Origin of the sequence: Methanomicrobium mobile BP (assembly GCF_000711215.1) — an archaeon.
Taxonomy (GTDB): Archaea; Halobacteriota; Methanomicrobia; order Methanomicrobiales; family Methanomicrobiaceae; genus Methanomicrobium; species Methanomicrobium mobile.
In genome coordinates, this window is the sequence record NZ_JOMF01000006.1 from 298,404 (window position 1) to 323,504 (window position 25,101).

Below are 25,101 nucleotides of genomic sequence, written 5' to 3' on the forward strand. Positions count from 1 at the left end.
CGAAAATTACTGTACGGTAACGGTTCCCGACTGAATTATCTTATTGCTGACGGTATCATAGATGGCGTAATCGAACGGAACATTCTGCTTTACCTTGAATACACCGGATGATCCTTCGGGACTCCATGTAAGGAATCTGCCCTTTGCGATTGCGGGATCGGTTGCAAGCGTGCTGTCATAGCTGCCGTCGGCAAGAAGCGTAAAGGAATCGCCGATTCCAATAATCTCATCCATACCGGGTAATACCGCAAAGTATGTCGAATCTTCGCCCTTCTTTATTATCTTAATCTTACCGTTCTCTTCCACCGCACCCGTGCTCGAATTGAGGACGGTATCGGTTGTAAACTTCATGATATCGGTTCCCGACTGAAGTTCGACCATGATATTGTCAAGCGAAACTGTATCGCCGCTGACAAGTCTGAATGTAAGACCGTTGTTTGTCTTCGGGCTGTCTGCCTGAGCGTTTGTCTTATCCGTATCCGTTATTTGTGCATTGTATCCGACGACGAATGCAGACTGAGGTGCACTCTTCTCGGAACCGACCACTCCGCCGGAGAAACCCGACACGATAGCTGCAATTATGATTGTAACAACAAGCATGAGCATGACGCCGACAACGGGCGAGACTGCTTCTTCGTTTATGATATCCGATCTCTTCATACTACTGTCACCTGTTTCTTAAAGATGCTCTTCTGACTCGGTGTGTGAATTATCTCGACTTCTACTTTTGATCCCTTCTTGAAACCGTAATCTTTGTAAGTGTCGGCATCTACGGAGTTTGCCTCTGAAGGAATGATTCCGAAAACGGCAACGGCAGTTCCTTTACTGTTTCCCGTGCTGATTACGTCGCCGGCATTAAAGTTGTACTCACCGAAGTTTGTACCCGTTTCTCCGGGGGCTCCCTTTGCAAGATCCGTAAGATAAGGAATTTTTACCTTATTTTCTGCAATCTGACCTGCCGGAATTGCCATATTCGTACGTCCGATTGCGCCGCTGAGCATCTGTTTGCCGTCGGCGGATGTGTAATAGGAGATGATCTGCAGATCTCCCGACGGGATACTGTCGCCGCCGAGGTGCTTAATCAGCATTACATACTGATCCTTTGAATCTCCCTGACCGGAGAGGATATTTACGTCAAAGGATGCCGAGGGTGCGACCGATGCGGAATCGACGGCGCCGCCTGCGAATGCGGAGACAAAAGCCGCAATGAGTATTGTAACAACGAGCATGAGCATTACTCCGATTACCGGAGATACTGCAGAGTTATCCGAGAGTGTTCTCTCATGAATTTTTTTGAGATAATTTTTCAATTTCATATTACGCTTCCTGTGAGTGTTCCGGATGCGATGACGTTTCCGGAAGGTTCGTGAACAATAGAGTAGGTAGTAACGGCGCTGACCTCGAACCAGCCGCTTGAATACGGATTTTCGGCACTGCCGCGTTCGGCAACATAGTAGACCTTTCCGTTACGTGATCCTTCTTCGATGCCGTATTTATCGGCAAGAACAATGAATTTCTGACCGGGGCTTATCAGAAGATTTGCCGCGGTAATAACTACACTGCTATCCTCCGAGATTACACCGACTCCGTTCTTTCGTGCAGGCAGTTTGGAGAATCTGTAATCCATATACTGATCTGAGTCTAGGACCGCGGTATTGCTGTCAGGTCCCTCTTCCATGATCGTTTCGGAAGGAAGATCGCGATATGCAACGGTTACTTCATGTCCCTTCGTTTTTCCGAGAACATGACCCTCGGAATCGGTAATGTTTGTAATCTGAGTGTCCTTTAAATTCAGGACCAAATCATCCAGACGGATGTCGTCGCCGCCGAGATGTTCAAATACAAGACCAATCTTTCCGGCTTCTCCGATATCGCCGTCCATTACGCCGACATACCCTATCTTTGCGACAGGCGCCGAAGGGGTATTGGAAAGCATTCCCATTCCGAACGCGCTTACGGAGGCGCCGACGATTACCACGACGACTATCATGAGCATTACGCCGACAACGGGGGATACGGCTTCATCAAAAGAGATTTTTCTTACCATGTAATCACCACGTCTTTGTCGAAGATTGCCTTCTGACTCGGAATGTGCACAATCGTTACATGCACGGTTTCATCGCCAGAGAAACCATACACACGTACTTGTTCATCCGTGTCAAAGCCCAGGAAATAGGATCTGTCAAACTGGATTGAACTTCCGGGTGTGAGAATCGCGGTTCCGAAGGTTCTGTCGGCAGTTCTGGTGTTTACGATATTATCGTTGTTTGTCACCTGTGCAGCCCACGGATAATCGATTATTCCCGTATCGGTTACCAGATCGTTTGCCGAAATCGGTTCAAGCGAACCGTCAATGGTGTGCTTAATTACCTTTCCGGCATTGTTAACGAGGTTCTTCCTAACATAATCCGGGCAGGTAAAAGTACTGACGATCTTCAGATCCTTCGTCGGGATACTTTCACCGCCGAGATTTTCGATAACGACATACTTTGATATGTCGTTTGACGCCGCCGACACCGACACACCCAATGATGTGGCAGGTGCGGCCTGCGAAGTTGCACCGATACCCGATGCGAAACCGCTGACCACGGCCGCAATTATGATGGTGACAACCAGCATCAGCATGACACCGACAACAGGCGATACCGCATCTTCGTTGCGCATACTGCCCGTTATTACAGCTATTTTTTCCATTAAATCAAACTCCACTCTAAACCAAATGTAAATTTATATAAGTCACATTTAATTGAGTTGTACCTATATGAGTCCGCTCAAAGATATATTTATTCAAAACAGAATTATTTTGCAAATTTAACCGCATATTTGCGTTTAAATTCTTTCACAGACGCGCCTTGCACATATGCTTTGCAGATATACATACAGAACGGATATGCGAATATCAGGCAAATTTAGTAAAAATATATATAGTTTACATTTTTTTGCGCAAGATATATATTATTTGAAAAATGTCGCATTCTGCCTCTAAAAATCATCTTGTGCAAATACTTTTTAACAACAACAAATTAACCTTATTAAGTACCGTACCGACCCGGAGCCATAATGAAATATCAATATCAAATCTGCACAGTCATATTACTCATTCTAATCTGCATTATCTGCATAAATCCGGCATCTGCACGATATCCGATACCTTCGGGTCCGAACGGCGGCATATCGAATACGGATACCGTTTTCAGAGGCGAACAGCTCCTCAATTTCAGTGCCTTCAAAAACGGGGTAGGTCTCCTGCCCGACAGCTTCGAACAGACGGGACCGGGTCAGACGGGAGCCTTCTCAACGCCCGGAGGCATAGGCACGGTGCCCGCAGGCGCACCTACGGGCAGGTACTACCCGCACTATTCGGACGGAACAACGAGCACGACAAAATGGATTCTTGTCCAGGACTTATCGATAGGACCCATAGGAATCTACACATACAACACGGATATCGTTCCGGCATCACTCCCGCAGCAGCCCCCGGCGATAGCAAAGACCACGGACATCGCATTCGTAATCCGATCCGCCGACATTGACGGCGCAAATCTCACGGGAAGCTGGTACAAATACACAATCGCCAGAGATACGGTCACGACATCGACGATAATAAACACCAACGGAAACAGCGTTGACTTAAGCGCACTGACGGCGGATCCGCGTGTTGCGCCGGCTGCGGGCGCAAACGCCCCCATTTTTTCCCTGATTGACCAGTCCATAGTATCCTCGCAGACCGGCGATGTGCCCATGACCGTGACATTCACCACGCAGTATCTTAACGGACTTGAGGTTACATCGGCATACTCCTTTACGGCTTCACTCTTCTCGCCCGCGCTGGCATTGAGCAGTACCGAGGTTGCGCAGGGTAAATATGTCGACCTTACCATAACCGGAGTCCCCTACACATCCTACAATATCTCGATAACGGGAAGCGGGATTACGCCGACCGGCTCGGCAAACGCACCGCGATTCGAATCCGGCGCATGGGACACGAAGATTAACGAACAGATGATCTCGATTCACACGGAATGGCAGGGGACGAAAACCGTCCAGATCTTCGTTCCCGAAGAATCGATAGAGAATGTGTATACGGTAACTCTTACGGATGCCACGGGAATCGAGGTCAAAAAACAGTTTTCGGTAAGTTCGGGAGAACTCTCCGTTACCTTTGAGGAACCGAACAGTGAGCTTACAAGCGGCACATACGCAATCGGAGATCAAATCCCGCTCAAAGGCGACGTCCCGGGGGCAACCCGACCCGTCCCCGTATATCTGTATGTAACGGGACCGAATCTGCCACCGAACGGAGCAAAACTTGACAGTCCCCATACTCCCGTGGTTGACGGAGATCCCGCCACGTTCACGGTAACGACCTACAGCGTAATAATGAATGAATGGACCTATTCATGGAAAACGGAGGGACTCGCCGACGGCACTTATACGGTTTATGCAAGCTTAAAACCGTACGGTTACCTCTCAAGCAGATTCCCGGGAGATCCGGGCACGGATGCGAAAGGAAACGTTCCTGTCTCACATGATTACCCGCTCAGCGAACCCTCGCTCGGAGTGTCCATGTCAAACAACGGAATCGTCTCCAAAGGAGACGTACTGTACGGAAGATGGCTCTCTCGCGGCAGTGCAACCGAGATCCGATGGTATATCTTCGGAACGAACTTCAAGTATGCCGACAGGATGGATCATCTTTCGGAGGGCGTGACGGCGGGCGGCGACCCGTACACAAGTGCGGACGGGACACCGTACAATGAATACGGCTTCACTTACGGCAGGGCATTTACACAGGCACTCTCACCCGGGAAATACTATCTGGTCTGCACAGGACCCGGACCCAATAAAGTATTCGAGACCACGGCTTCGGCATTCAAGACGACGCACTTTACAATCAATTCAACATCGGGAGTAAATGCGAATATAAACGATCTTCAGGGAAGCGACGCCGCAAATGCCCTGATTGAGATGATTAAGAGTCCCAATTCCGACGATCTCTATGTAAGAACACAGATTATAATCGAAGATCCGTGGATAAGGTTGAATCTACCGGATAAGATTACGGTAGGCGATGAACTGAAGATACTCGGCACGACAAATCTTGCGTCATCCGATACGGCACCCGACGGGTCGGCAACCGCGGATAAACTCTCCTTAACCATTTACAGAATGGATATGGATCTCGATTCGACCAAGTCGAATACCGCGATGATAATTCCTTCGGATACGACGATGCCGTCGAGATCAAACAGTTATGCGGGGTATAACGCATTCCGTTATGACGAGATAGACACAAGCACATGGTATCCCGGGTCATATCTCGTAACAATCACATCAAAAGATACGGGGTATAAGCAGAGCAGTTCCTTTGAACTGACGTCCGACACCTATTCCTCGAAAGAATACGACTCAAAGTCACGGGCGGATCCGTCACTCAGCGAGAAAGCAAGACCGACCGTAACCAATACCCCGGTAATCACACCCGAACCCACCCGGCAGGCATCGTATTACGGCGCCGAAAAAACCGATACGGGCAATACACGCCAGTCGGGGGTCACAACCGCGATACCCGTCCTGATAACGCTTATATTTGTACTGGTGCTTATCGTTGCGGTGGCAAGAATAAGGAGGGTATAGCTTTATGGCTGTCGAAATCGACCAAAAACTCTTCAAATGGGCAGTCATCGCAATCGTTGTCATGTGCATCGTCTGCGCAGCGGCGCTTGCATACAAAGCAACCGACGGATTCTCATTTTTAAAGCCCGCGGAGAGTTCGCAGGTATATCTGCCGTATGAGGACACATCCGAAGAAAACGAAGCGGGACCTTGGGGATACAAGGAATTTGCATGGGAATACGGGGATGAAGAATACACACTCGGAGTAAATATTCAGAAATCGGCATATCTGAGGTACTGCTACGGCATAAGCGGCACGGTATATCCGCAGGACACGGCGGACTACGTCATTTACGAAAAAGACGGAAATGCAGTCTCAACCGTAGCGGATGAACTGCGGGAGATTATCGACGGCAAGGGCATGAAAAGGGAAGACGATAAACTGGGACTCGTGCTCTCCTTCGTTAGGTCGATTCCCTATCAGACCGACTCCGAGACGGATCACAGTGCGGGATATCCGAGAACGCCTGCGGTAACGCTTGCGGAACAGACCGGAGATTCCGCGGATCATGCGATTCTTGCCGCCGCAATCCTGAAAGAACTGGGATACGCCGTCTCGGTCATAATGTATCCGCCGACATCGACGGACGAACAGACGGTTATTCCGCAGGCGGCGGCATTGGGACTCATCTCGAATTACGATCACGACACACCTGCATACGGGTACGGCGATACGTACACGGGCGCAAACGTGACTAAACAGACCGAGCAGAGGGAAACCTACTTCAAAGCCGTGCTTAATCCCGAAAATACGTTTGTCATCCCGTTCTGGTGCACGGACATCACGGAAAAGGGTTACCCCGAAGCCGCATATTACGGCATAACCCCCGTGATTTACACTAACGAAGATCTTACGGACGGCAAATCCTATTCTCCCGCGGATAACTTCAGAGCGGATTACGTAAAGGATATGGGGATACATTCGGAAACTCTGGGAAGCCGGTTCTCGAATACGGGCACGTATTACAGGACCTATGTCAGCGGAAACATAACCTACGGCAAAATCGTGAGCGAGACATATTCCGGAGATCCGGGCACAAGATATCCGTGGCTGAATGAAAAGGAAGAATATTATAAAGATGTCTGGTATCCGTCGGGAATCTCGTGGGAACTTACGGATAAATGGAAGATCTATGAGAATACCCTGAATATGCAGGAGCAAAACCGCAGTCTCTTCACGCCGTGGGGATATGCGCAGACCAATACGACATCGGCATGGAGAATTACCTACAATCTGAAGACATCGGGCTCGTCCGGAGCAATAGGCCGCGGGAATACCAACGAATACGGAATCAGCCCTTACAATGATGTCAGATTCATTCTGTATTCCGTAGATAAAAACACAGGCGAGACAAAAGAGATTCGACAGTGGGGATGGCAGAACGGATATGATTCGGGCACGAAAAAATCCGTGGGACCTTTTCCGGCGGGAGAATATATCCTCGGCGTCTTTGCGAGAAATCTTGACGAAAACAAACTGCCCATGGAGGTAACCGTGGAATACGGCGGACGCATGAAACCCACGGATTACGCGGGCGAGATCTGAAGACCACGTATAAACGCGGGACAAACCGAAAGATGATGAACTACTCGGAAAGTATAGACAAATTCCTCAACAATAAACAGCTGTCACTGCAACTGCGTTCCGCTCACATTACCGCGCAGCCGAAGCAGTATATGATGGCGGCGGTACTTCTGAGTGTGCTCCCGTTTTTTGCGGTCATGATGGTAAGCGTCCTGCTTTTTTCATTCGACATCAGTCTCGGTATATATCAGAATATTCCCGACTTTATCGTCCTTATCGTCGCCGGCGCGGTTATATCCGCGGTCGTATTCGGCGGATTTTATTATTACCCGCAACTGCTCGCACAGGGACGAAAGACAAAAATCGACATGGATCTCCCCTATGCGATAACCTATATGCAGGCGCTTTCGTCGACCATAGTCCTCTACGACATATTCAGAAGCGTCTACGAGGCCGAAGACCTCTACGGCGAAGTCTCAAGGGAATGCGGCATAATCGTGCGCGATGTCGAGCTTTTCGGTGAGGATCTGCTCTCAGCAATGTCGGACGTAATCGCGATAACGCCTTCGGATAAGTTCAAAGAACTGATGAATGACTTAATGCTCATATACCGCTCCGGCGGAAACCTGACGAACTTTTTCAATGCGAAATCCGAGTCTTACAGGGAGATTGCAAAACAGGAACTTGAAGCACTACTCCAGTTCCTCGAGATGATAGCCGAAATTTACGTCACCGCATTCGTTGCGGGACCGATTGCAATCATCATAATGCTCGTTGCACAGAATCTCTCTGGTCAGAACCAGCTCGACGGCGTCGTGCCCATCCTCTATTTCGGACTGCCGCTCGGGGCAATGGCACTGATATTTGTCCTCTACATCCTTCTTCCGCCCGATGATTTAGGTATCTCGAGCAGAAAGATACGCGACAACGAATTCGGTACCGAACTCTTAAAGCCCGAGGGAAAGGTCGAGAACACCGACGAATTTCTCAAGGAATTCAACAAAAGAAAGCAGATACTTAAGATTCTGGACGTTCTCAAAAATCCGATCAAGTACTATATCGCGGATTACAATATCGGCATATTATTCGGCGTCATACTGGCGGGCGCCGTATTCTTTACCTATTATACGGGGCAATTCGCATCGGTCTTCCCGACGCAGACATCCGAGGCACTGATATGCTGTCTTCTTATTGCCGCAATGTTCCCGATTATGCTTGCCTATGAGATCCGCAACCGCTATGTAAGCAATGTGGAGAAACAACTGCCGACTCTTCTGAGAGATATCTCGGATATGCGCGATATCGGAATGACGCTTCAGGGCGCAATCAAGATGATCTCGAATAACAAGACGGGCGTCCTTTCTTCCGAGATTAAGATCGTCTCCGATGAGATACACTACGGTTCTTCCATCTCAAGCGCACTCGTAAGGATGGAGGAACGTATCGGGCTTATTACGGTAAAGCGGGCAATATCCCTCCTTGTTAAGGCAAGCGAGGTCACGGACGCACTCCGCGAGATACTTGCGATAGCCATATCCGACCTCGATCATTACATCAAGATGAAGTCGAAGAGACTCAATGTGTCTTTCGTCTATCTTGCGGTAATCTACCTGTCATACGGCATATATCTCTACTCGGCATATCAGATGAACGTGGCTTTCATATCGAGTTTTGAAAGTTACAACATCACGTTCGACATCAGTTCCAGTAAAACGACCATGTTCCACATAGGAATTATTCTCGGCTTCTTTTCGGGAATCATGGCAGGTCAGCTCTCGTCCAACAGCATATACGCGGGTATGAAACACTCGACAATCCTCCTCATTGCCGCGGTTGCGGTATTTGTGTATTTCATCTGAAAAAGGGGTCCGAAAAATGTGTCCGAAAATAATTCCGAAAATGCTTCAAAAAATGATTCAGAGACCTAATCCGAAAACAAACAGGGGAATGAGATTAAACGAATCCGCCGTGACCTCGGTTGTCGGCGAGATGCTTCTTCTTGTACTGGTAATCATACTTGTCTCCATCATGGCGGCATCGGCTCTGAGCATGCTCCCGGGGGAACGCGAGACCATGACGGATATCTCGATGAGCATGAACGGCACGCATATCTTCTTCTGGCATCACGGCGGCGACTGGGTCGATGCCGGCGACCTGACGGTGCGGATCATGAAATCGGACGGCAGCGGCAGTTTTGCTCCGATTGAGAGAGACAGCGGGCTTAAAGTGAACGCATATTCCAAAGTCACGGAAGACTATACGGTAAAATCGGATACCTTCGATCTGGGCACACGCATTGAGGCGAAAAAGCCCTCGGGGGTCTCGGGCGGCACAAAATACGATATACGTCTTACCTCCGGCAAAAGCGTGATTGCGGCATACGACGGGGTGATTCTTAAATGAAAAGAGCAGAGATTGTGCGGAAATCGGATGAATACGGGCGTGGATGTGACCGTGAATGCAGCCGTAAATACCGCCGGAAATATGACCGCAAATACGACCGTGAAGAAGCCGTATCCACGGTTGTTGCCGTCATGCTCATCCTTGCGATACTTGCGACCTGCATCAGCGTATACACATCGACATATGTCCCGGGGTTAAAGCAGCAGGCGGAGATAATGCACAGTCAGTCCGTGGAACAGGCTTTTCTGAGATTTGCATCCGGCGTTGACAACATATACGGTCAGAAAAAGTCAGCAAAGTTCAGCGAACCTGTTGTGCTCGGAGGCGGTGATGTCCTCCTAAGCTCGGTAAAATCCGGCGGCATGATAGAGATAACGGATTTCAGGGCAGGGGAACTCCTGATAACCGGCGACGGCTCGCCCGTCGATACGGTTGCAATCAATTCAACGTGCGTGAAATACACGCCGTATTTCTCATCATGGGAGAATCAGGGATATCTTTACAGAAAAGGCACGGTCTGGGTAACCAAAAACAATGAGACAAAGACCGCTCCCGCATCTCTGTCCCTTAACTCGGTCAATGACGGCTATGAGAACGAAAAGAACACAATCCGGAAGTATTTCGAAGGTATGGCGGATACGTGGAGGACGTATCCGGCGCCGGACCTCGGGACGGCGAATGCGGAGATTACAATCGTCACAATGAATGCGGTTAAGCCGGATACGATATCGGGTTCGGGGTCGGCAGTGCTTGTTTCAAGTGCCGTCGAAGATTCAAAGGAGTATATCCTTGAAAAGCCGGGGGAGGTTATTCTGAAGAATACCGACGGATACGGGAAAAGTATGCCGTTTTCGGGCAATACAACGCTGACCCTTAAGATACTGAAAATAGAGGTTTACACATCATGAAAAAAAGAAGGCTTGAAAAAAACGGGAGAAGTGAATCAATGAGAACGGCTGAAATAAAGGGGAAAAACCGGGATAGAGAATCGGGGGTCTCGAATGTCATCGGCGTCATGATGATGCTGACAATAGTCATCATACTTGCGGCAATGGTATCGGGATTCGCGGACGGCAACATGAATGTGAAGACCGATCTGCCATCCGCAAATCTTGCGGTAAGTGCTCCGTATACCGAATCCGGAGTCGTATTCATTGTCGAAAATCGCGGTGGGGATGTGCTTTCGGGCAGAGATTGCAGTATCGTGACTTTTATCGACGATAAACAGAGTACTTTCATGCTCTCGGACCTTGACTGCGAAAAACTTGCGGCAGGCAAAAAAGCGTTCGCCGAGACTGCGAAAACAGAAAAACTCCTCGGTCTTACGCAGAGTGCTCTGAACGGCTTTGCGGAAACAGGCAAGCCCATGGAAGTCGCGATATATCACAATCCGTCCAATACCCTTCTGTATAAGTCAAAAATCATATTGGGGGCAAAGCCGTGATGAAATCGACAGGTTCCGACAATAGCGGCGTCTCCGAGGTTGTGGGCGTTATGATAATGATAACGGTGACGCTTATACTGGCGGGTTTTGTCCTGATCTCCGCAAATTCCGTCACTTCGACTCATGAGAAGCCCATCTCGTCCACGGTTACGGCAACGGAGATTAAAGATTACGACATCATCTTCGACAATGTCTACGGCGAACCCTTTACTCTGGACAGAATCGGCATAAGTCTGAGTATAAGCGAGAGACCGATTCAGAGCATCATGCTCTCCGGCAGCGACACATCGCTCTTTCAAAGTTACTCCGGCGACGGAATTATTGTTCTCGGCGGCAGATTCAAACTTCTCTCGGAATATGACGATAAAACGGGCTGGGGAGAGTTTGTGCTGAATTCCGGCGAACACCTTGATTACTCCGTCTATGACATGAAAACGAATACTCTGATATCAACGGGAAGAATTGCGGGAAAATGAATCCAAAAAGGATCCAAAACGGATTAAAAAATTCAAAACAAATTAAAACAAATTCAAAAAAGATTCAATAAATTTTTTAAAAGAATTTAAACGAATTTAAAAAAATAAAACCGGATTATTTCTTCTTTTCCAGCTCGTCGATTGTCTTTTTTACGTCTTTCACGGCATTCTCGAAGGACTTAAGGATGCTGTGACCCGCGGCTATCGCCTTTGTCTCAAGTTCGGCACGCTTCTCCTCGGAGTTTATCAGTTCATTGCCCGTACTGACAATATTGTCGACCGTGGCCTTGAGCGATGCCGCCGCATCGGAGACCATCCTGTCGAAATCGGGCTCGCTTCCGCTGCCGGAATTGCTCTTCGTCTCCGACTCTTTCTTTTCCTCTTCGGAGTTCTTTACCCAAACGCCGTTTACGAAATGTCCGTCTTCTTCAATGTCTGTCATATTTTCACTTTAGTGAAATTCGCCTTATAATTATAAAAATATTACACCGAGGTTGTGGAAGATGACCGTGATATACCAGCCGATAAGGATGACCAGCGCAAATGTTCCCGAATGCTTAATGACGCGGTTTGCATAGTATATCGTCGTAATTATCATCGCAAGCACGATGCCCTTTACCATGAGGTGCAGTGCGCTCGAAGAATTGACAATGCCGACCATCACGGCATTCATCTCCTGACCGCCGTTCATGAGGATAAATTCGGTTGTGCAGACATCAAGGATAAACAATGCAGCCAGAAAGAACAGCTCCATTATTATAACCGACCGGTAGGTATTGCCATATGAGATATTCGCCGAATGCGGCGCGTGAAATATCGGTGAATTTGATATATTTTGTAAATAATCCGTCATATGTCCTCCATGTAGATTGTGGCATATATATCGAACGTTCGCCACACCACTAACTAATTTACAATTGGCATGTTAGCATATTAATCTTTCTTATGCGGCATACCGCGGTAATGAGGGCAGGCACTTTACCCGACAATCACGTAGTTTGCGGGGAATAAGCCCACATATCCACGGCGTTTTGGAAAATATGCGAACTGTTAAAATATAATCCGTGCATATTATTCTGCATGCTTGAAAATTTCGTTGAAACTACCAAAGAATTACTCCTTAATCCTGTAGAGAAACTTAAAGCTCTTCGGGACGAGAGACTTGAAGATGCGTTTGTCTACTTAATCGCACTGATCGTTATTCTGAGCGTGCTCTCAGCCGTCGTCACCGCACTTATGGGGGGATTGGCGTTAGGCATTGTTGCATTGGTGTTCGGATTGGTCGGCTCAATAATCGGCGGCATCATCGGAACAATCATAGGTGCGGTTATCGTGCATATCTTCGTATACATCCTCGGCGGCAGAAACGGTATTGGTCAGACCGTTAAAGCTGTGATATACGCATTTGTTCCCGTTGCGATTCTCGGATGGATCCCGCTTCTGGGCATAATCGGTCTTATCTGGTCGTTCGTTCTTCAGATTCTCGCGGTCCGCGAACTTCAGGATATGTCGACAGCACGTGCGGCAATCGCGGTAATCCTGCCGCTGGTAATCCTGATTGTCCTTGCCGTGCTTGTGCTTATGTTCCTGTTAGTCGTTGTCGGCACGACATACGTGGCAACAATGTAAAAACCAACCATACTTTTTTTCGATAATTCCGGCGCTATACGGGGACATGTGCACTCCGTATCCGCGTTTATCCGAAATCGCCGATCAATTAAAATATCATACTGGCGCAAACTTTTGAGGATGTTAGAAAATATCACCCGGACTTTCAAGGGATTGCTCTTAAATCCTGCGGAAGAGATGAAAAGACTGCGCGAAGAACCGCTGGAAGAGGCATTTGTCTATTACCTAGTAGTATCCGCGGTCTTCATAGTGCTCATGGCGGTTGCTTCCGTGATTATCACGGCTTTGACAATGCATGTGTCATCGGTATTCCTGATCGTCTATCTTGTCGGATACATTATCGGCGGCTATATCGGATGCTTTATCGGACTTATCATAGGTTCGGTCCTGCTGCATGTCTTTGTATACTGCCTCGGCGGCAGAAAAGGCATAGAGGCGACGATGAAAGCGGCAATATATTCGTTTACGCCGATTGCGCTTCTCGGCTGGATACCCGTTGCCGGCATCATAGGCAGCATCTGGTCACTCGTGCTTGAGGCAATCGCAATCCGCGATCTCCATGAGATCTCGACGGCGCGTGCGGCAATCGCGGTAATTCTTACGCTGCTGTTCGTCCTCGCGGCAATTTTCCTGATTGTCGTCTTTGTGGTAATTGTCGTATTCATGCTCGCCCATACATCCGACATTGCCGTCAATGAATCATTCACATGGACGATGTAAAAAAGTAAAAATATAATTTTTTTGCTTTTTTGGGTTGATTTTCTGCTTTAATCGTTTTTTAAAGCTGAGTTTTAAATTTGTTACATATATTTGCTTTGCAATCATCAGTAGCCAATACTTCGCCTCACTCTCTTTCAGAGACGGCAAAGACGCCGGCAACGGCAGCAAGTCCGAGTAACGCGGTCCAGACCGCAACAGGTGAGGTCTTGGCAGCGGGAGCCGGTGTCGGTGTTGACGGTGATGTCTGTGCGGACTGTGTCGCTGCCTGTTCGGTGCTTCCCGTGGTGGTTACCGAGGTTGCGGTTGTTGCGTCAGAGGGGGTCTGCTCCGGCTGTCCCTGTCCTGCCGATTCCGCTACGGTAAACGTAAATGCAATATCGGAAGAACCGCCGTAGGAATAATCGGAATCCTTCTGAACCTCAAGGCTGTATGTGCCCGGCTCCCATCCCGCAGTGTCAATCTTCAGCGTCCAGATGCCATCGGCACCGATTGTAAAGGGGAATTTACCCACCTGTTTATTGCCGACCTGAGCTTTCTTAAAGACAACGACCTCGCTCGAGAAGCCCTCCGGCAATGTGCTCGTTCCCGAAAGAACAAAGGAATCTCCCGAGGATATCTCGCTCGGCGCCTCGAAATTTATGACATACGCGGATACGGAACCGACAGCCGCGGCAGTCAACAGAACCGCAAATGCGAATAAAACCTTAATTGAAACTGACTTCATAATTAACAATAGCCTAAAAAACGTAAATATCTTATCATTAACCGTGTCACCGTCGGGTATATTTAGATATACCATAAAATAAACAAAATATAAGGAAATGTCAGAAATATCACTCCCCTGTTACGCGGCATTAACCGGAACGGCTCTGCTTATCGTATCCGGCATTATATACCTGATACTCGGCGGATCAACGGGCATACTCCTTATACTTATCGGACTCATAATCGGAGTATCCTCGACAAGAATAAAGAGAAAAACGATAAACGACCTGAAAGACGCAGGCAGGACAATGGTCTTCTTCGGACTCCTGACACTTCTCTCATTTATCCTCTTCTTATCGGGAGATAATTTCCAGAACTACAAATACGCATACTATATCGGTATTGCGGGAAGCGCAAGCACAATAATAGCGGGATACCTGACCTACAGATCGACAAAGATACCCCTTGTGCAGACCATGAGCATGAAGATAAAGAAATTACTGCGGATGTAGAAAGCCGCATTCTCCTAAAATCATAAGAGATCACCGATATTTTTCCAAAACCGCATTTTTACATCCCGCATCCGCACGCCGTTTCCGGTTACGGGTTTACAAACCTATTTATCATATATACTCAGAGATTTATTGCAACAGGTTTTCCAAAAACCTCCGGAGAAAAAAATGAAGAAAATAATCCTAGCAACCATGCTTTTACTCGCGGTATCTCTTGCGGTAATGCCCGTATCGGCAGTCATTCAGGAGCAGCACTTCAAAGGTCAGGTCTCCGTCATCGACGCCGCAAAAAACACGATGACCGTGCAGGTAAACTATGTCTACGAAGGAACCGAATGGGTCCCCTACTCGAAGGCAACCACGATCCCGAGCAACATCATCCGCGGCAAGACCGACAACCCCTTAATCCAGAAGGAATTAAAGCAGGGCGATGCCGTTGAGGCATGCTTAATGGGCGACACCGACGGAAACGGCGAATGGATAGCGATGGGCAAAATAGGCTCGGTCAGCTCAACCGAGACGCCGTTAATCACACTCTACGGCGACCCGTCGAAACTGTTCTCCGACTTCTATCAGGGCTATGTCTTCAGATACTCAACCGTAGCGCAATGCGAATCATGTACCGGCACGGTCTGTCCCTCCGAAGCCGCATTCGTAATCGTATCCAAAGACGGCGAAATCATCGAGGAGAAGGAGATGGCCCCGGGCGAGACCTATGTCTTCGGCAAAGACACCGAGAACCAGTATGTCCTTCAGGTAACCTACAACTTCGGTCAGACAAGCTCGCAAGAGTGTTCGTCCGCACCGATGATGGTGGGACCGCAGCCGATAAACGATTTCACAATCTACGACACGCAGAGAAGTGCAATCCTTGAGAGCATGACCGCGACGCCGACCGCAACACCCGCACAGGCGACAGTCACCGAAGCGACACCCGTTCCCCCCGAACCCCGCGACCCTCCCGTAACGACGGCTCCGACACCCTCGCCGATGCCGACTAAGTCGGGACTCGGCTTTGAACTCATAATCATCGCCGGCATTATCGGTTCGGCTGTTGCAGTCCTCAGAAGATACTGAAGACATATACTGAAAAAACGGTACTGACCGGTACCGAACCGGTACTGAACCGGTACTGAACCGGTCCAAAGACCAAATACCTTTTTTATTTCTACCTTAAGATTATCTGCAAAAAAAGCATATCATTTTACAACCATGGATATTTTGCCAGTCGCCGACAGTATCATCATCCTCTTTCTGCTTATGGGAATCGGATTTGCGGCTTCGAAGGCAAAATTTCTCGACAGAAACGGATCAAAAGCGCTCTCATCCTTTCTGGTCAACATCGCTCTTCCCTGCCTTGTCGTAATCTCGATGCAGATACCCGTCAACGCCGATACTATGGGAAAGACCCAGACGACCCTTATGCTGGCGCTGGTCTTCTTTGCAATCTCAATCGCGATAGCCGTCATCGTTCCCATGTTCATACCCGCAAAATACTCGGAACGCGGCGTCTTCTCCTTCATGCTCGTCTTCTCCAATCTCGGATTCATGGGCATACCCGTAACTCAGGCAATATTCGGCACGGATGCCGTCTTTTACACGACGCTCTTCATGCTTCCCTTCAATCTGCTCGTATTCACAATCGGAATCCTCATGCTCCGCCCCGACATGCGCATGAACTTCAACCCCAAACTCTTCGTAAATCCGGGCATTATAGCCTCGATTATCGGCATGCTCTTCTTCTTCACGGGCTTTACCATCCCCTCGCCCCTCTATGACGTCATGGATTATCTCGGCTCGACGACAACGCCGCTGGCAATGGTCGTCACCGGCGCCCTTCTTGCCATGATGCCGCTCTCAAACCTCTTCAGTGATTACCGTATCTATATCCTATCGGCATTCCGCCTGCTGATTATCCCCGTAATCGTCTACCTTGTCATCAGTCCCTATGCGACCGACCCGGTAATCTTCGCAATCCCCGTTCTACTTGCGGCAATGCCTGCGGCGGCAAACTCGGTCATTCTTGCCGAAGAATACAATGCCGACTCATCACTCGCGTCAAAAGGCGTATTCATCACAACCCTTCTGAGCATAGTGACCATACCGCTGCTTGCCGTCATTCTCATGTAATTTATGCGCAAAAGTGTGAAAGCTGAATGCGTGAATGTGTAAAAGTGTAAGTGTGTGATAGTGTTAAAGTGCAAAAGTGTAAATGTGTAAAAGTGTGAATGCGGAATTGTTTATATTCCGCGTTTGCTCAGCCTTTCCTGTTTTTTAGCGTCAAGATGCGCTTTCAGATTCTCAAACACCGCCAGAGACGCGGGCATGACAATGATAGCGCCCAGAAGCGAGAAGACCACGGTCACCACGGTAATCGCTCCGAAATTCTGAATCATCGGAGAGGTCGCAAGCAGCAATGCCGCGAAACCGAAAACCGTCGTAAGACCCGAGACCGTGATTGCGGTACCGATCTTCTGAACGGCAATCTGAATCGCGGGGATGAGATCCAGACCGTTTTTCTTCTCCTCCAGATACCTCTCCATGATCAGTATCGTATACTCCGATGCCACACCGATTGTCATCGCTCCCAGAGTTGCCGTAAGAAGACTGTAGGTAAGTCCCAGAACATACATGACCATACCGTTCCAGCCGACAATCATCATAATCGGAATCAGCGGAGTGACGGCAGAGAAGTTCCTGTAGACTATAATCAGGTAGATGAAGATGAGCAGGAAACCGAAGTAGGTCATCGGATTCTTTGAATCGCTGATCTTATCGATCATCTCCGAGAACATGGACATACTGCCGGTGAAATCGGCACTCAAACCCGGGTGCTGAACGAACCAGTCCAGATCCCTCTCCATATCCTTGATAAGCGACTGCGTCTGAGGTATGGATATCGAATCCATGGAGAACTCCATAACGGTCTCGGTCTGACCGCTCGCATACCTGTTAAGCGTCGTCTGCGGCACTTTTGCCCAGATATCATCGATCTCCTGAATAGTGGTCGGGAGGATGCCGCCGTTATATTCCCTTATTATGGATGCAATACTCGTGACGCCGCGAAGTTTGCCGTTCTTATTCAGAGTATACTTCCCGAAATCATCGATCCACTTCAGCGTCTGCGGGTCGCGTATCGAATCCGCCTTGATATAAACCGTAATCGTATTCGTTGAACCGGCAATGCTTGTGATCTTCTTCATCGAAGTCATAGCCGGCATATCCGCAGGCACCATGGACTCCTCATCGGTATCTATGATAACCTTCTCATCGAGCTGAATGCCCACTACGGCAAACATGGCAAGAAACAGAAGGACGGGCAATGCCCTTTTTGCGATTGCCGCCGCAGTATTTCCGAGCAGATCATCATACTTCGACATAAGACTGGTACCGTTCGAACCGTCTTTTTTCACCTTCGGCGGTTTGGGCTTATAGTTGATTACCATCGCAAAGGTCGGCACATATAAGAGCGCGGCAAGATAACACCAGACAACACCGATTGTACAGATGAATCCGAAATCGGCAACGGAAGGAGCGGGCGCGAGAATGGTAAGTGCAATGAATCCGAGCGAGGTTGCAATCATTGCAAGCATGACCGCAGGTCCGTAATTTACGATGGTTCTTTTTACGGCAACATCGATGGGATGTTCCCGCGCCTCATCATCTATCCTCGAATGGAACTGAATCGCATAATCTATACCTATACCGATAAGTACCGGGAATGCGGCAATGACAATCGAACTTATACCGATTCCGACAAAGCCCATGAATCCGAATGTCGCGATAATTCCGCAGAAAACCACAATCACGGGGAGAAGAGTATACCTTACATGAGAGAAGAGGAGCATTACCGCGACGACCATCAGCACCATTGCAAGCGTGATTAAGGTGCTCATGTTCTGGCTCATATCGTCCCTCATTCCGGCGGTAAAGGCGGGGGAACCCGACACGGATACGGTAATGCCTGCGGGTGCGCCAGAGAATTCGACAAGACTCTCGATGTTGTTAACAATTTCAACCTCGGTATCGGAACTCAAACCTGTTTCCAGAGGGACGTTTACCATTGCAAGTGTATTTGACGGAAGCAGATTCGACATGCTGTCTGACGGAAGCGCATCCATCAATGTGATGATCTCACCCTTGCTTGTAGGCAGAACGCCTCCGTTGGCGGATTTCAGCAGATCGACATAACTGACGGCACCGAGGACATAGCGCTGATTGCGTATCGCACCTTCGAGCATATCGAGATATGCGATGACATCCGGCGTTGTCACATCCGCACCCTCCACTATAAGAATGATGGATTTCGAGCTGAATGCGTCGGCATAATGAAGAACAAGAGAACCCGACGGCTCATCCTTATAGACATAGGTCTCGTTTCCGGTCTTCATCTCGGTGAGTGAGGCGCCGACTAACGATAATATAAGCATCAGGACCAGCAGACAGGCTACAAGTCTGGGTCTTTTGACTATTATATCCGCAAGATATTCGTATGGTGACTTCAAAGTTAATTTCCTCCGGTCGTAAAGAGATTATGCATGCCTAAAGCCTGACCTAAAGTTATTCTATTACTTTTAAATTTCAAGACTATGATATTTTTCGATTAAGGCAATTTGTGGCATAAATATAATTATAGATCTATTAAAAGGTAGTGAAACAGGTAAGTATCTCCGTCGTCCGCGTCATACCCGTCAATCCGCCATTCCCGCAGTCCCGGGGAATATGCGATATATACAAGGTATATATTGTATGCCGCTAAAAGAAGTATGTTAAACTGCAGGAGTTGTAAACTAACTGATGAACGAGAAGGCAATCTCGACACTGAAGACACTGGGATTTACCGAGTATGAGGCAAAGGCTTACATATCGTTGGTCGGTTTCGGCATGGCAACGGCGCGTGAGATTCACGAGCATTCGCAGGTGCCGCAGGGACGAATATATTCCGTGCTGAAGAGCCTTTTGGACAAGAACTACATCATAATGCAGGAAGGCAATCCTTCGTATTATTATGCCGACAACCCCACCGAAATCTTAACCAGGCTCAAGGGCGAACTCAACGAGTCCGTGGACGAGACCATGGAGTTTCTCGGAAATCTCCATCTGGAGTCGAAGCCGCCCGTGATGATCTGGGCAATTCACTCGGAATGGGGTATCAAGAACCGCCTTAAGACGCTGATTCAGAGTTCGGAGAAGAGCATCCTCATCTGGATCAATGATCCGAGCATCTTCAACTGGATTAAACCCGAACTCCTCAAGCTCAAGCGCAAGGTGAATGTCGAGATATACGCGGAGAATAAGTCCGATTTCGCCGGTTCAAAGCTACGCATTACCGAGTTCAATCAGAATCATTTCAGGTTCATAGAAGGTGCCGAATCCGTGATTGAACTGGGCGACACCGAAAAGAACAAATTAATTCTGGTATTTGACGATAAGGCGGCTTTTACGGTCGGCAAATACAACGGTCAGATGATGGGCGTCAGTATTCAGATTCCGCAGATTGCATACATGATAAAGTCGGTTATCAAGATGCTCGGCGAGTCGTAAAAACACATTGAAAAACGTAAAGGGCATCAGAATCATGCCGAACGGGAGAAATCTTATATCCGACGGGGAGCGGGACGGGGAATCCGCATACATAAAAGATATTGCGGAAAGGATGAGCGGATGCCGACGAAAATGTGAACTCGGAGAGTTTATAGCCGCGGAAATAAAAAAATATTCGCGATACGATCTCCAGATTATCTCTGCCCGCGTAAGAAGGGAAGTGGATATTCTCCCCGAGCCTTACAGGTCGAAATTCCGCCCCTATTCGGAGATATGGTTCTTCGGAAGATACCATAAGCTTCTCCTATTAAGCGGGGAGAAGGCGTTCGCCGCCGACGGACGCGGCAACGCAGAGAATCCTTTCTGCCGCGATATTACCGATATTGAGACGTTTAAAAAGTTCTGCGCCGTTATTCACGAAGGGTGCATGCACGATGACGGGCAGGATGATGAAGCGGAGATTTTACGAAGACTCCCCAGACACAATCTTTTTTATTATCTTCTCAACGCATTTGCAATGTTTGTCATGGACGAACCCGGGCATCCGGTCGGCACCCCGTTTCCGGGCGGCATGACGGTGACGCAGACGCAGGAAGGCTACCTCTGCCCTATACGCGACAAGGAAGAAGAAATTCTCCATTCAATCTGCAATTTCTGCCCCGCAAAACAGGACCCGAAAAATCTCTGAAGAGGTGGGGCAGGCAGACGGACGGGTGAGAGGACGACCCCGCAATTCATTCACATTCCGTTTACACCGCTTCAAACCACACATATCACATTTACACACAGTTTACACCACAATCACATCACAATTACATCACAACACTCCACAGACGTACACCCTTTGCACTCCGCTGACATTCCTTTTATAGAATGTATTTATGCAATAGATGCTAAATATAAATCAATACTATGTACATGCCTGCAATGAGTCCCGGCGAGGAGATACTCAAGACGTCGCCGGACGTAACCGTAAAAAATACCTTATTTGACGCATTTTTGACAAATAAACGAATAATCTTCGCAAAGAAGACCGACGATCTCTATGCGAAGAAAGAGCTTGTTTTTCCGGTAAATCTGGTCCGAAAGTATGATCCTGCCTCGGATCAGTCGGGAACGCCGATTATCGATCTGGGTATCCAGAAACCCGACGGCTCCATGGGCGAACTTATCCTCAAATTCTCGCAGAATAACGGATACAGATATGCCGAGCGCGACGAGTGGATTGATCTCTTAAAGAGAATCAATTCGGGAGCGCCGATGGGACATGCCGCTCCGCAGAGCAACCCGTATAGCCCCGCAGGCAACACAGCTGCCGCTGCCGGAATGGGTATGGGCATGGGTGCCGCGGCAGGCTCCATGGGACAGCCCGGAATGCACGGGGGTATGCAGGGCGGAATGCCCCCGCAGAACAACTTCGGACAGAGACCGCCTATGCAAAATCAGGGTCCCCATGGTATGCAGGGCGGAATGCCCCCGCAGAACAACTTCGGACAGAGACCCCCAATGCAGAACGCAGGTCATCCGGGAATGCCGGGAGGTATGCAGGGCGGAATGCCCCCGCAGAACAACTTCGGGCAGAGACCGCCTATGCAAAATCAGGGTCCCCAGGGTATGCAGGGCGGAATGCCCCCGCAGAACAACTTCGGACAGAGACCGCCTATGCAGAATCAGGGACCGCAGGGACGCGGAGGAATGCCCGGAGGCATGCCTCCTCAGAACGACGGATTCGGACAGAGACCCCCAATGCAGAATCAGGGTCCACAGGGACGCGGTGGAATGCCCGGCGGAATGCCGCAGCAGAACAACTTCGGACAGAGACCGCCAATGCAGAACAGGGAACCGCAGGGTCGCGGAGGATACAGCCTTGCCGACGATCCCGAGTTTGCCGGTCAGAACCGCGGCAGAAGAGGCGCTCCGCAGGACATGCCGCTGGGAATGGATCCCGCAATGAAGAAACGGATGCGCGAAGAGGAGAAGAGACGTGCAAAGGAGGAGAAACTTGCCGAAAAAGAGCGCAAGAAGGCGATGAAACAGCAGATGCGCGGCGGCGGTTACGACGACTACGGATACAAAGAGAGCAGGATGCCGGATGTGAAGATAATCGCCGGCGTTGTCCTCGCGATAATAGTAATAGCCGTAGTTGCCGTTGTTTTCATGAACGGCGGTCTTTCACTCGGCGGCTCGTCGGGTTCATCGGGTTCGGGCTCTTCAGGCTCGTCATCCGGAACCCCTGTAGCGCCGGGCTCAACCAAGACATCGGAAAGTTACGGAACATGGAATATCGATGTATACTGCCCGGGTGTCTGGACGGGAAAATACACGGTTGACGGCGTCGAACACCAGTTCACAATGCCGGACGGCTCAACGACAATGGAAGGAACCGTAAACAATGTCCTGATATATCCGACAGGCGGAACCATCACGGTAACGGCAACAAAAGCCGCAGAAGCGCCTTTCCTTGATATCGATATTCAGAACGAAAAGAGTCAGACGAAAGGCTCGGCAAGTTCGACACAGACAGGTTCAAACACGGTCACCGCAACGGTAACGCTGTAGACAACCCAAAATAATAACCAAATATTCTTTTTTCAAAACAGATACCATTCAGACCGATACCATTCAGAATTGATATTTACCATACGATTCAATCATATCATGCAATTAATGCGGAGCCAAAATATGTACAAAATAGTATTCTTGCGCCACGGCGAGAGCCAATGGAATAAAGAGAACAAATTTACGGGCTGGACCGACGTCGACATCTCCGAACAGGGAATAAAAGAGGCTCATCGCGCAGGCGAACTCCTCTTAAAGGAAGGCTATACCTTTGATATGGCATACACATCGGTCTTAAAACGTGCGATACGCACACTCTGGATCACCCTCGACGAGATGAACCTCATGTGGATACCCGTCACACGTTCGTGGAGACTCAACGAGAGGCATTACGGGGCGCTTCAGGGACTTGACAAGGCGGAGACCGCCTCAAAATACGGCGACGAGCAGGTCTTCATCTGGAGGCGCAGTTATACGGTCGCACCGCCGGCGCTCACCCCCGACGATGAGAGAAGTCCGGCATTCGACAGGCGCTATTCTTCGCTTACGAAGGAGGAACTGCCGCTGACCGAATGCTTAAAAGACACGGTCGCAAGGGTTAAACCGTATTGGGAAAATGAAATCTGCCCGCAGATTAAGGCAGGCAAAAAAATCCTTATCGCCGCTCACGGAAACAGCATAAGGGCACTCGTTAAAATCCTCGACAATGTCTCGGACGACGACATTGCGCAGGTGAATATCCCCACGGCATCTCCGCTGGTATACGAACTCGACGAGAACTTAAAACCGATTCGCCATTATTACCTGGGCAATCAGGACGAGATTAAAGCCGCAATGGAAGCGGTCGCAAAACAGGGCACGGCAAAGAAATAACCGGAAATCCGGCAGCGGCGATACCCGTCCGCAATATACTCTTAATACTATTTTTCGGGACGAAAATCCCGCTTCAATACTTCAGTTACCGCGTATGCCGAGAATGTTCTTCAGAAATCGGATAATATCTTCAAAGAACGCAAAATATTGATCTTTCTTTGATTTTACGGTACCGACTGCACTGATATTCCCCGTATCCGGCAGTTTGAAGGATCCTGCGGTCGAGAAGAGGATGTCACCCGCGGCTTCCCCTGCGGGACCCTCCCCGCCCTGCCCCGTGGGGGTAATTTCCGGAGTCTCCGTCTCCGTGACCTCCGGATTTTCGGTAGTATCGGGGACTTCGGTCACGGTAACATCGGTTTCTTCGGTCGTATTCGAAGTCTCGCCGATATATATTGCGTCTTTCCTTACAATGACCTGCTTTGTTGCCTTTGCCTGCTTTTCGCCGCGCGAGACCCTGAATGTCACGGGATAGGTTCCCTCCCTCTCATAGACATGAGTCGCCGGAAGAGAACTTACGGTCGTGTCGGAACCCGGATATCCGAAATAGAGGCTGTCGACGGCATGACGCCCGAAGGTGGTGTCGGTAAACGTGACCTCAAGCGGCGGCGGTCCCTGCGTTGCCGATAAAGCAAACTGCGCCGCAAGAGAAGGTTCCGTTATGGCGACCTTGTAGCTCTTACTGCAGGGTTTTCCCCCGCCGTCGGGCGTGACATCGAGGCGCACCATGAAGATAATCGGATCGTAAAGGTCGGTCGGTATGTTCTCATCCGAATAGGTGTGAATCACGTTCTTTCCGACGCCTGTGGTGCCGTCGCCGAAGTTCCAGACCCACTGCGAATCATTTGACGCCGTCGCACCCTCAAGGCTTCCCATGAAGATTACGCGCAGATACTCATGTGAATTGGGATTGCCCTGCTCGAATTGAAAATCCGCGACGGCTGCCGCTGATGCCGGTGAAAAAAGTGCAAAGAGCACAAATACCCCGACCGCGACACCGATAAGGGTTTTGGCAGTTTGTTTATTCCTTTCCAA

25 protein-coding genes are annotated in these 25,101 nt (G+C 49.1%); 16 read left to right on the forward strand and 9 right to left on the reverse strand.

From position 1 onward, the window contains the following. Window positions 1-6: 6 nt before the first annotated feature. From T502_RS08575 to T502_RS08580, 4 genes are read right to left on the reverse strand one after another with little or no spacing between them, the layout of a single operon-like run. Entirely contained in the window at window positions 7-660 is a 654-nt protein-coding gene (locus T502_RS08575) for a type IV pilin N-terminal domain-containing protein (protein WP_052359186.1), read from the reverse strand. Then, window positions 657-1,316, reverse strand: a complete 660-nt coding sequence (locus tag T502_RS05505) for a type IV pilin N-terminal domain-containing protein (RefSeq protein WP_042706127.1) — start codon at window positions 1,314-1,316, stop codon at window positions 657-659. Before T502_RS05505 ends, T502_RS08575 begins: the two co-directional genes overlap by 4 nt. Beyond that, window positions 1,313-2,047 (reverse strand): type IV pilin, encoded by a 735-nt coding sequence (locus T502_RS05510; RefSeq protein WP_042706128.1) that lies wholly within the window; start codon window positions 2,045-2,047, stop codon window positions 1,313-1,315. The genes T502_RS05505 and T502_RS05510 overlap by 4 nt, the downstream gene beginning before the upstream one ends. Beyond that, window positions 2,041-2,694 carry a type IV pilin N-terminal domain-containing protein gene (locus tag T502_RS08580; protein WP_084173070.1) on the reverse strand — a complete coding sequence of 218 codons (654 nt, stop codon included), beginning with the start codon at window positions 2,692-2,694 and terminating at the stop codon, window positions 2,041-2,043. Before T502_RS08580 ends, T502_RS05510 begins: the two co-directional genes overlap by 7 nt. A 366-nt stretch (window positions 2,695-3,060) precedes the next feature. On the opposite strand from T502_RS08580, the gene T502_RS08585 reads away from it, so the two are divergent. The 7 genes from T502_RS08585 (at window position 3,061) to T502_RS05550 (ending at window position 11,524) form a co-directional block, all read left to right on the forward strand. Beyond that, window positions 3,061-5,637, forward strand: a complete 2,577-nt coding sequence (locus T502_RS08585; RefSeq protein WP_052359188.1) for a hypothetical protein — start codon at window positions 3,061-3,063, stop codon at window positions 5,635-5,637. Between the two features lie 4 nt (window positions 5,638-5,641). After that, window positions 5,642-7,222 carry a hypothetical protein gene (locus tag T502_RS05525; protein ID WP_042706129.1) on the forward strand — a complete coding sequence of 527 codons (1,581 nt, stop codon included), beginning with the start codon at window positions 5,642-5,644 and terminating at the stop codon, window positions 7,220-7,222. A 32-nt stretch (window positions 7,223-7,254) separates the two neighbouring features. Continuing rightward, window positions 7,255-9,060, forward strand: a complete 1,806-nt coding sequence (locus T502_RS05530; RefSeq protein WP_042706130.1) for a type II secretion system F family protein — start codon at window positions 7,255-7,257, stop codon at window positions 9,058-9,060. An 88-nt stretch (window positions 9,061-9,148) separates the two neighbouring features. Then, window positions 9,149-9,604, forward strand: a complete 456-nt coding sequence (locus tag T502_RS08590; protein ID WP_169736984.1) for a type IV pilin N-terminal domain-containing protein — start codon at window positions 9,149-9,151, stop codon at window positions 9,602-9,604. After that, window positions 9,601-10,512 (forward strand): hypothetical protein, encoded by a 912-nt coding sequence (locus tag T502_RS05540; protein WP_042706131.1) that lies wholly within the window; start codon window positions 9,601-9,603, stop codon window positions 10,510-10,512. The genes T502_RS08590 and T502_RS05540 overlap by 4 nt, the downstream gene beginning before the upstream one ends. Window positions 10,513-10,550: 38 nt before the next feature. After that, window positions 10,551-11,048: a type IV pilin N-terminal domain-containing protein gene (locus T502_RS05545; RefSeq protein ID WP_169736985.1), complete on the forward strand. Its 498-nt coding sequence runs from the start codon at window positions 10,551-10,553 to the stop codon at window positions 11,046-11,048. Next, a complete protein-coding gene (locus T502_RS05550) occupies window positions 11,048-11,524 on the forward strand; it encodes a type IV pilin N-terminal domain-containing protein (RefSeq protein ID WP_042706133.1) in 477 nt (158 codons plus the stop codon). The genes T502_RS05545 and T502_RS05550 overlap by 1 nt, the downstream gene beginning before the upstream one ends. A 115-nt stretch (window positions 11,525-11,639) precedes the next feature. Here T502_RS05550 and T502_RS05555 read toward each other — a convergent pair whose 3' ends face one another. Together T502_RS05555 and T502_RS05560 are read right to left on the reverse strand one after the other, a co-directional pair. Further along, window positions 11,640-11,966, reverse strand: coding sequence for a hypothetical protein (locus T502_RS05555; protein WP_042706134.1), 327 nt, complete (start codon window positions 11,964-11,966; stop codon window positions 11,640-11,642). Between the two features lie 30 nt (window positions 11,967-11,996). After that, entirely contained in the window at window positions 11,997-12,278 is a 282-nt protein-coding gene (locus T502_RS05560; protein ID WP_157197477.1) for a DUF5658 family protein, read from the reverse strand. Between the two features lie 326 nt (window positions 12,279-12,604). Between T502_RS05560 and T502_RS08595 the strand changes: the two genes are divergently transcribed. Together T502_RS08595 and T502_RS05570 are read left to right on the forward strand one after the other, a co-directional pair. Further along, on the forward strand, window positions 12,605-13,153 hold the full coding sequence (locus tag T502_RS08595; RefSeq protein ID WP_052359192.1) for a YIP1 family protein: 549 nt from the start codon (window positions 12,605-12,607) through the stop codon (window positions 13,151-13,153). A 120-nt stretch (window positions 13,154-13,273) separates the two neighbouring features. Beyond that, on the forward strand, window positions 13,274-13,873 hold the full coding sequence (locus T502_RS05570; RefSeq protein ID WP_042706135.1) for a YIP1 family protein: 600 nt from the start codon (window positions 13,274-13,276) through the stop codon (window positions 13,871-13,873). A gap of 124 nt (window positions 13,874-13,997) precedes the next feature. On the opposite strand, the gene T502_RS05575 is transcribed toward T502_RS05570, so the two are convergent. Continuing rightward, entirely contained in the window at window positions 13,998-14,597 is a 600-nt protein-coding gene (locus T502_RS05575) for a hypothetical protein (protein ID WP_042706137.1), read from the reverse strand. Between the two features lie 97 nt (window positions 14,598-14,694). Between T502_RS05575 and T502_RS05580 the strand changes: the two genes are divergently transcribed. From T502_RS05580 to T502_RS05590, 3 genes are all read left to right on the forward strand, one after another. Continuing rightward, window positions 14,695-15,090, forward strand: coding sequence for a hypothetical protein (locus T502_RS05580; RefSeq protein ID WP_042706138.1), 396 nt, complete (start codon window positions 14,695-14,697; stop codon window positions 15,088-15,090). A gap of 168 nt (window positions 15,091-15,258) precedes the next feature. Further along, on the forward strand, window positions 15,259-16,167 hold the full coding sequence (locus T502_RS05585; protein WP_157197479.1) for a hypothetical protein: 909 nt from the start codon (window positions 15,259-15,261) through the stop codon (window positions 16,165-16,167). A 135-nt stretch (window positions 16,168-16,302) separates the two neighbouring features. After that, window positions 16,303-17,220: an AEC family transporter gene (locus T502_RS05590; RefSeq protein WP_042706140.1), complete on the forward strand. Its 918-nt coding sequence runs from the start codon at window positions 16,303-16,305 to the stop codon at window positions 17,218-17,220. Between the two features lie 110 nt (window positions 17,221-17,330). On the opposite strand, the gene T502_RS05595 is transcribed toward T502_RS05590, so the two are convergent. Next, complete coding sequence (locus T502_RS05595) at window positions 17,331-19,595, reverse strand: efflux RND transporter permease subunit (protein ID WP_042706141.1); 2,265 nt, start codon at window positions 19,593-19,595, stop codon at window positions 17,331-17,333. 292 nt (window positions 19,596-19,887) lie between these two features. Here T502_RS05595 and T502_RS05600 point away from each other — a divergent pair, with 292 nt between their 5' ends. The 4 genes from T502_RS05600 (at window position 19,888) to gpmA (ending at window position 24,066) form a co-directional block, all read left to right on the forward strand. Next, complete coding sequence (locus tag T502_RS05600) at window positions 19,888-20,634, forward strand: TrmB family transcriptional regulator (RefSeq protein ID WP_042706142.1); 747 nt, start codon at window positions 19,888-19,890, stop codon at window positions 20,632-20,634. 7 nt (window positions 20,635-20,641) lie between these two features. Continuing rightward, on the forward strand, window positions 20,642-21,322 hold the full coding sequence (locus tag T502_RS05605) for a DUF2115 domain-containing protein (RefSeq protein WP_052359193.1): 681 nt from the start codon (window positions 20,642-20,644) through the stop codon (window positions 21,320-21,322). 239 nt (window positions 21,323-21,561) lie between these two features. Beyond that, on the forward strand, window positions 21,562-23,193 hold the full coding sequence (locus T502_RS08600) for a hypothetical protein (protein WP_157197480.1): 1,632 nt from the start codon (window positions 21,562-21,564) through the stop codon (window positions 23,191-23,193). 123 nt (window positions 23,194-23,316) lie between these two features. Then, complete coding sequence (gpmA, locus tag T502_RS05615) at window positions 23,317-24,066, forward strand: 2,3-diphosphoglycerate-dependent phosphoglycerate mutase (protein WP_042706143.1); 750 nt, start codon at window positions 23,317-23,319, stop codon at window positions 24,064-24,066. Between the two features lie 81 nt (window positions 24,067-24,147). Here gpmA and T502_RS05620 read toward each other — a convergent pair whose 3' ends face one another. Next, window positions 24,148-25,101, reverse strand: a complete 954-nt coding sequence (locus T502_RS05620; RefSeq protein ID WP_157197481.1) for a PKD domain-containing protein — start codon at window positions 25,099-25,101, stop codon at window positions 24,148-24,150.

Bases quoted from the DNA above. Each gene is read 5' to 3' on its own strand.
- T502_RS08575 (WP_052359186.1), bottom strand. From the start codon at position 660: ATGAAGAGATCGGATATCATAAACGAAGAAGCAGTCTCGCCCGTTGTC.
- T502_RS08595 (WP_052359192.1), top strand. From the start codon at position 12,605: ATGCTTGAAAATTTCGTTGAAACTACCAAAGAATTACTCCTTAATCCT.
- gpmA (WP_042706143.1), top strand. From the start codon at position 23,317: ATGTACAAAATAGTATTCTTGCGCCACGGCGAGAGCCAATGGAATAAA.
- T502_RS05580 (WP_042706138.1), top strand. From the start codon at position 14,695: ATGTCAGAAATATCACTCCCCTGTTACGCGGCATTAACCGGAACGGCT.
- T502_RS05540 (WP_042706131.1), top strand. From the start codon at position 9,601: ATGAAAAGAGCAGAGATTGTGCGGAAATCGGATGAATACGGGCGTGGA.
- T502_RS05550 (WP_042706133.1), top strand. From the start codon at position 11,048: ATGAAATCGACAGGTTCCGACAATAGCGGCGTCTCCGAGGTTGTGGGC.
- T502_RS08580 (WP_084173070.1), bottom strand. From the start codon at position 2,694: ATGGAAAAAATAGCTGTAATAACGGGCAGTATGCGCAACGAAGATGCG.
- T502_RS08600 (WP_157197480.1), top strand. From the start codon at position 21,562: ATGAGTCCCGGCGAGGAGATACTCAAGACGTCGCCGGACGTAACCGTA.
- T502_RS05505 (WP_042706127.1), bottom strand. From the start codon at position 1,316: ATGAAATTGAAAAATTATCTCAAAAAAATTCATGAGAGAACACTCTCG.
- T502_RS05545 (WP_169736985.1), top strand. From the start codon at position 10,551: ATGAGAACGGCTGAAATAAAGGGGAAAAACCGGGATAGAGAATCGGGG.
- T502_RS05575 (WP_042706137.1), bottom strand. From the start codon at position 14,597: ATGAAGTCAGTTTCAATTAAGGTTTTATTCGCATTTGCGGTTCTGTTG.
- T502_RS08585 (WP_052359188.1), top strand. From the start codon at position 3,061: ATGAAATATCAATATCAAATCTGCACAGTCATATTACTCATTCTAATC.
- T502_RS05530 (WP_042706130.1), top strand. From the start codon at position 7,255: ATGATGAACTACTCGGAAAGTATAGACAAATTCCTCAACAATAAACAG.
- T502_RS08590 (WP_169736984.1), top strand. From the start codon at position 9,149: ATGAGATTAAACGAATCCGCCGTGACCTCGGTTGTCGGCGAGATGCTT.
- T502_RS05585 (WP_157197479.1), top strand. From the start codon at position 15,259: ATGAAGAAAATAATCCTAGCAACCATGCTTTTACTCGCGGTATCTCTT.
- T502_RS05525 (WP_042706129.1), top strand. From the start codon at position 5,642: ATGGCTGTCGAAATCGACCAAAAACTCTTCAAATGGGCAGTCATCGCA.
- T502_RS05560 (WP_157197477.1), bottom strand. From the start codon at position 12,278: ATGGAGCTGTTCTTTCTGGCTGCATTGTTTATCCTTGATGTCTGCACA.
- T502_RS05510 (WP_042706128.1), bottom strand. From the start codon at position 2,047: ATGGTAAGAAAAATCTCTTTTGATGAAGCCGTATCCCCCGTTGTCGGC.
- T502_RS05600 (WP_042706142.1), top strand. From the start codon at position 19,888: ATGAACGAGAAGGCAATCTCGACACTGAAGACACTGGGATTTACCGAG.
- T502_RS05570 (WP_042706135.1), top strand. From the start codon at position 13,274: ATGTTAGAAAATATCACCCGGACTTTCAAGGGATTGCTCTTAAATCCT.
- T502_RS05555 (WP_042706134.1), bottom strand. From the start codon at position 11,966: ATGACAGACATTGAAGAAGACGGACATTTCGTAAACGGCGTTTGGGTA.
- T502_RS05590 (WP_042706140.1), top strand. From the start codon at position 16,303: ATGGATATTTTGCCAGTCGCCGACAGTATCATCATCCTCTTTCTGCTT.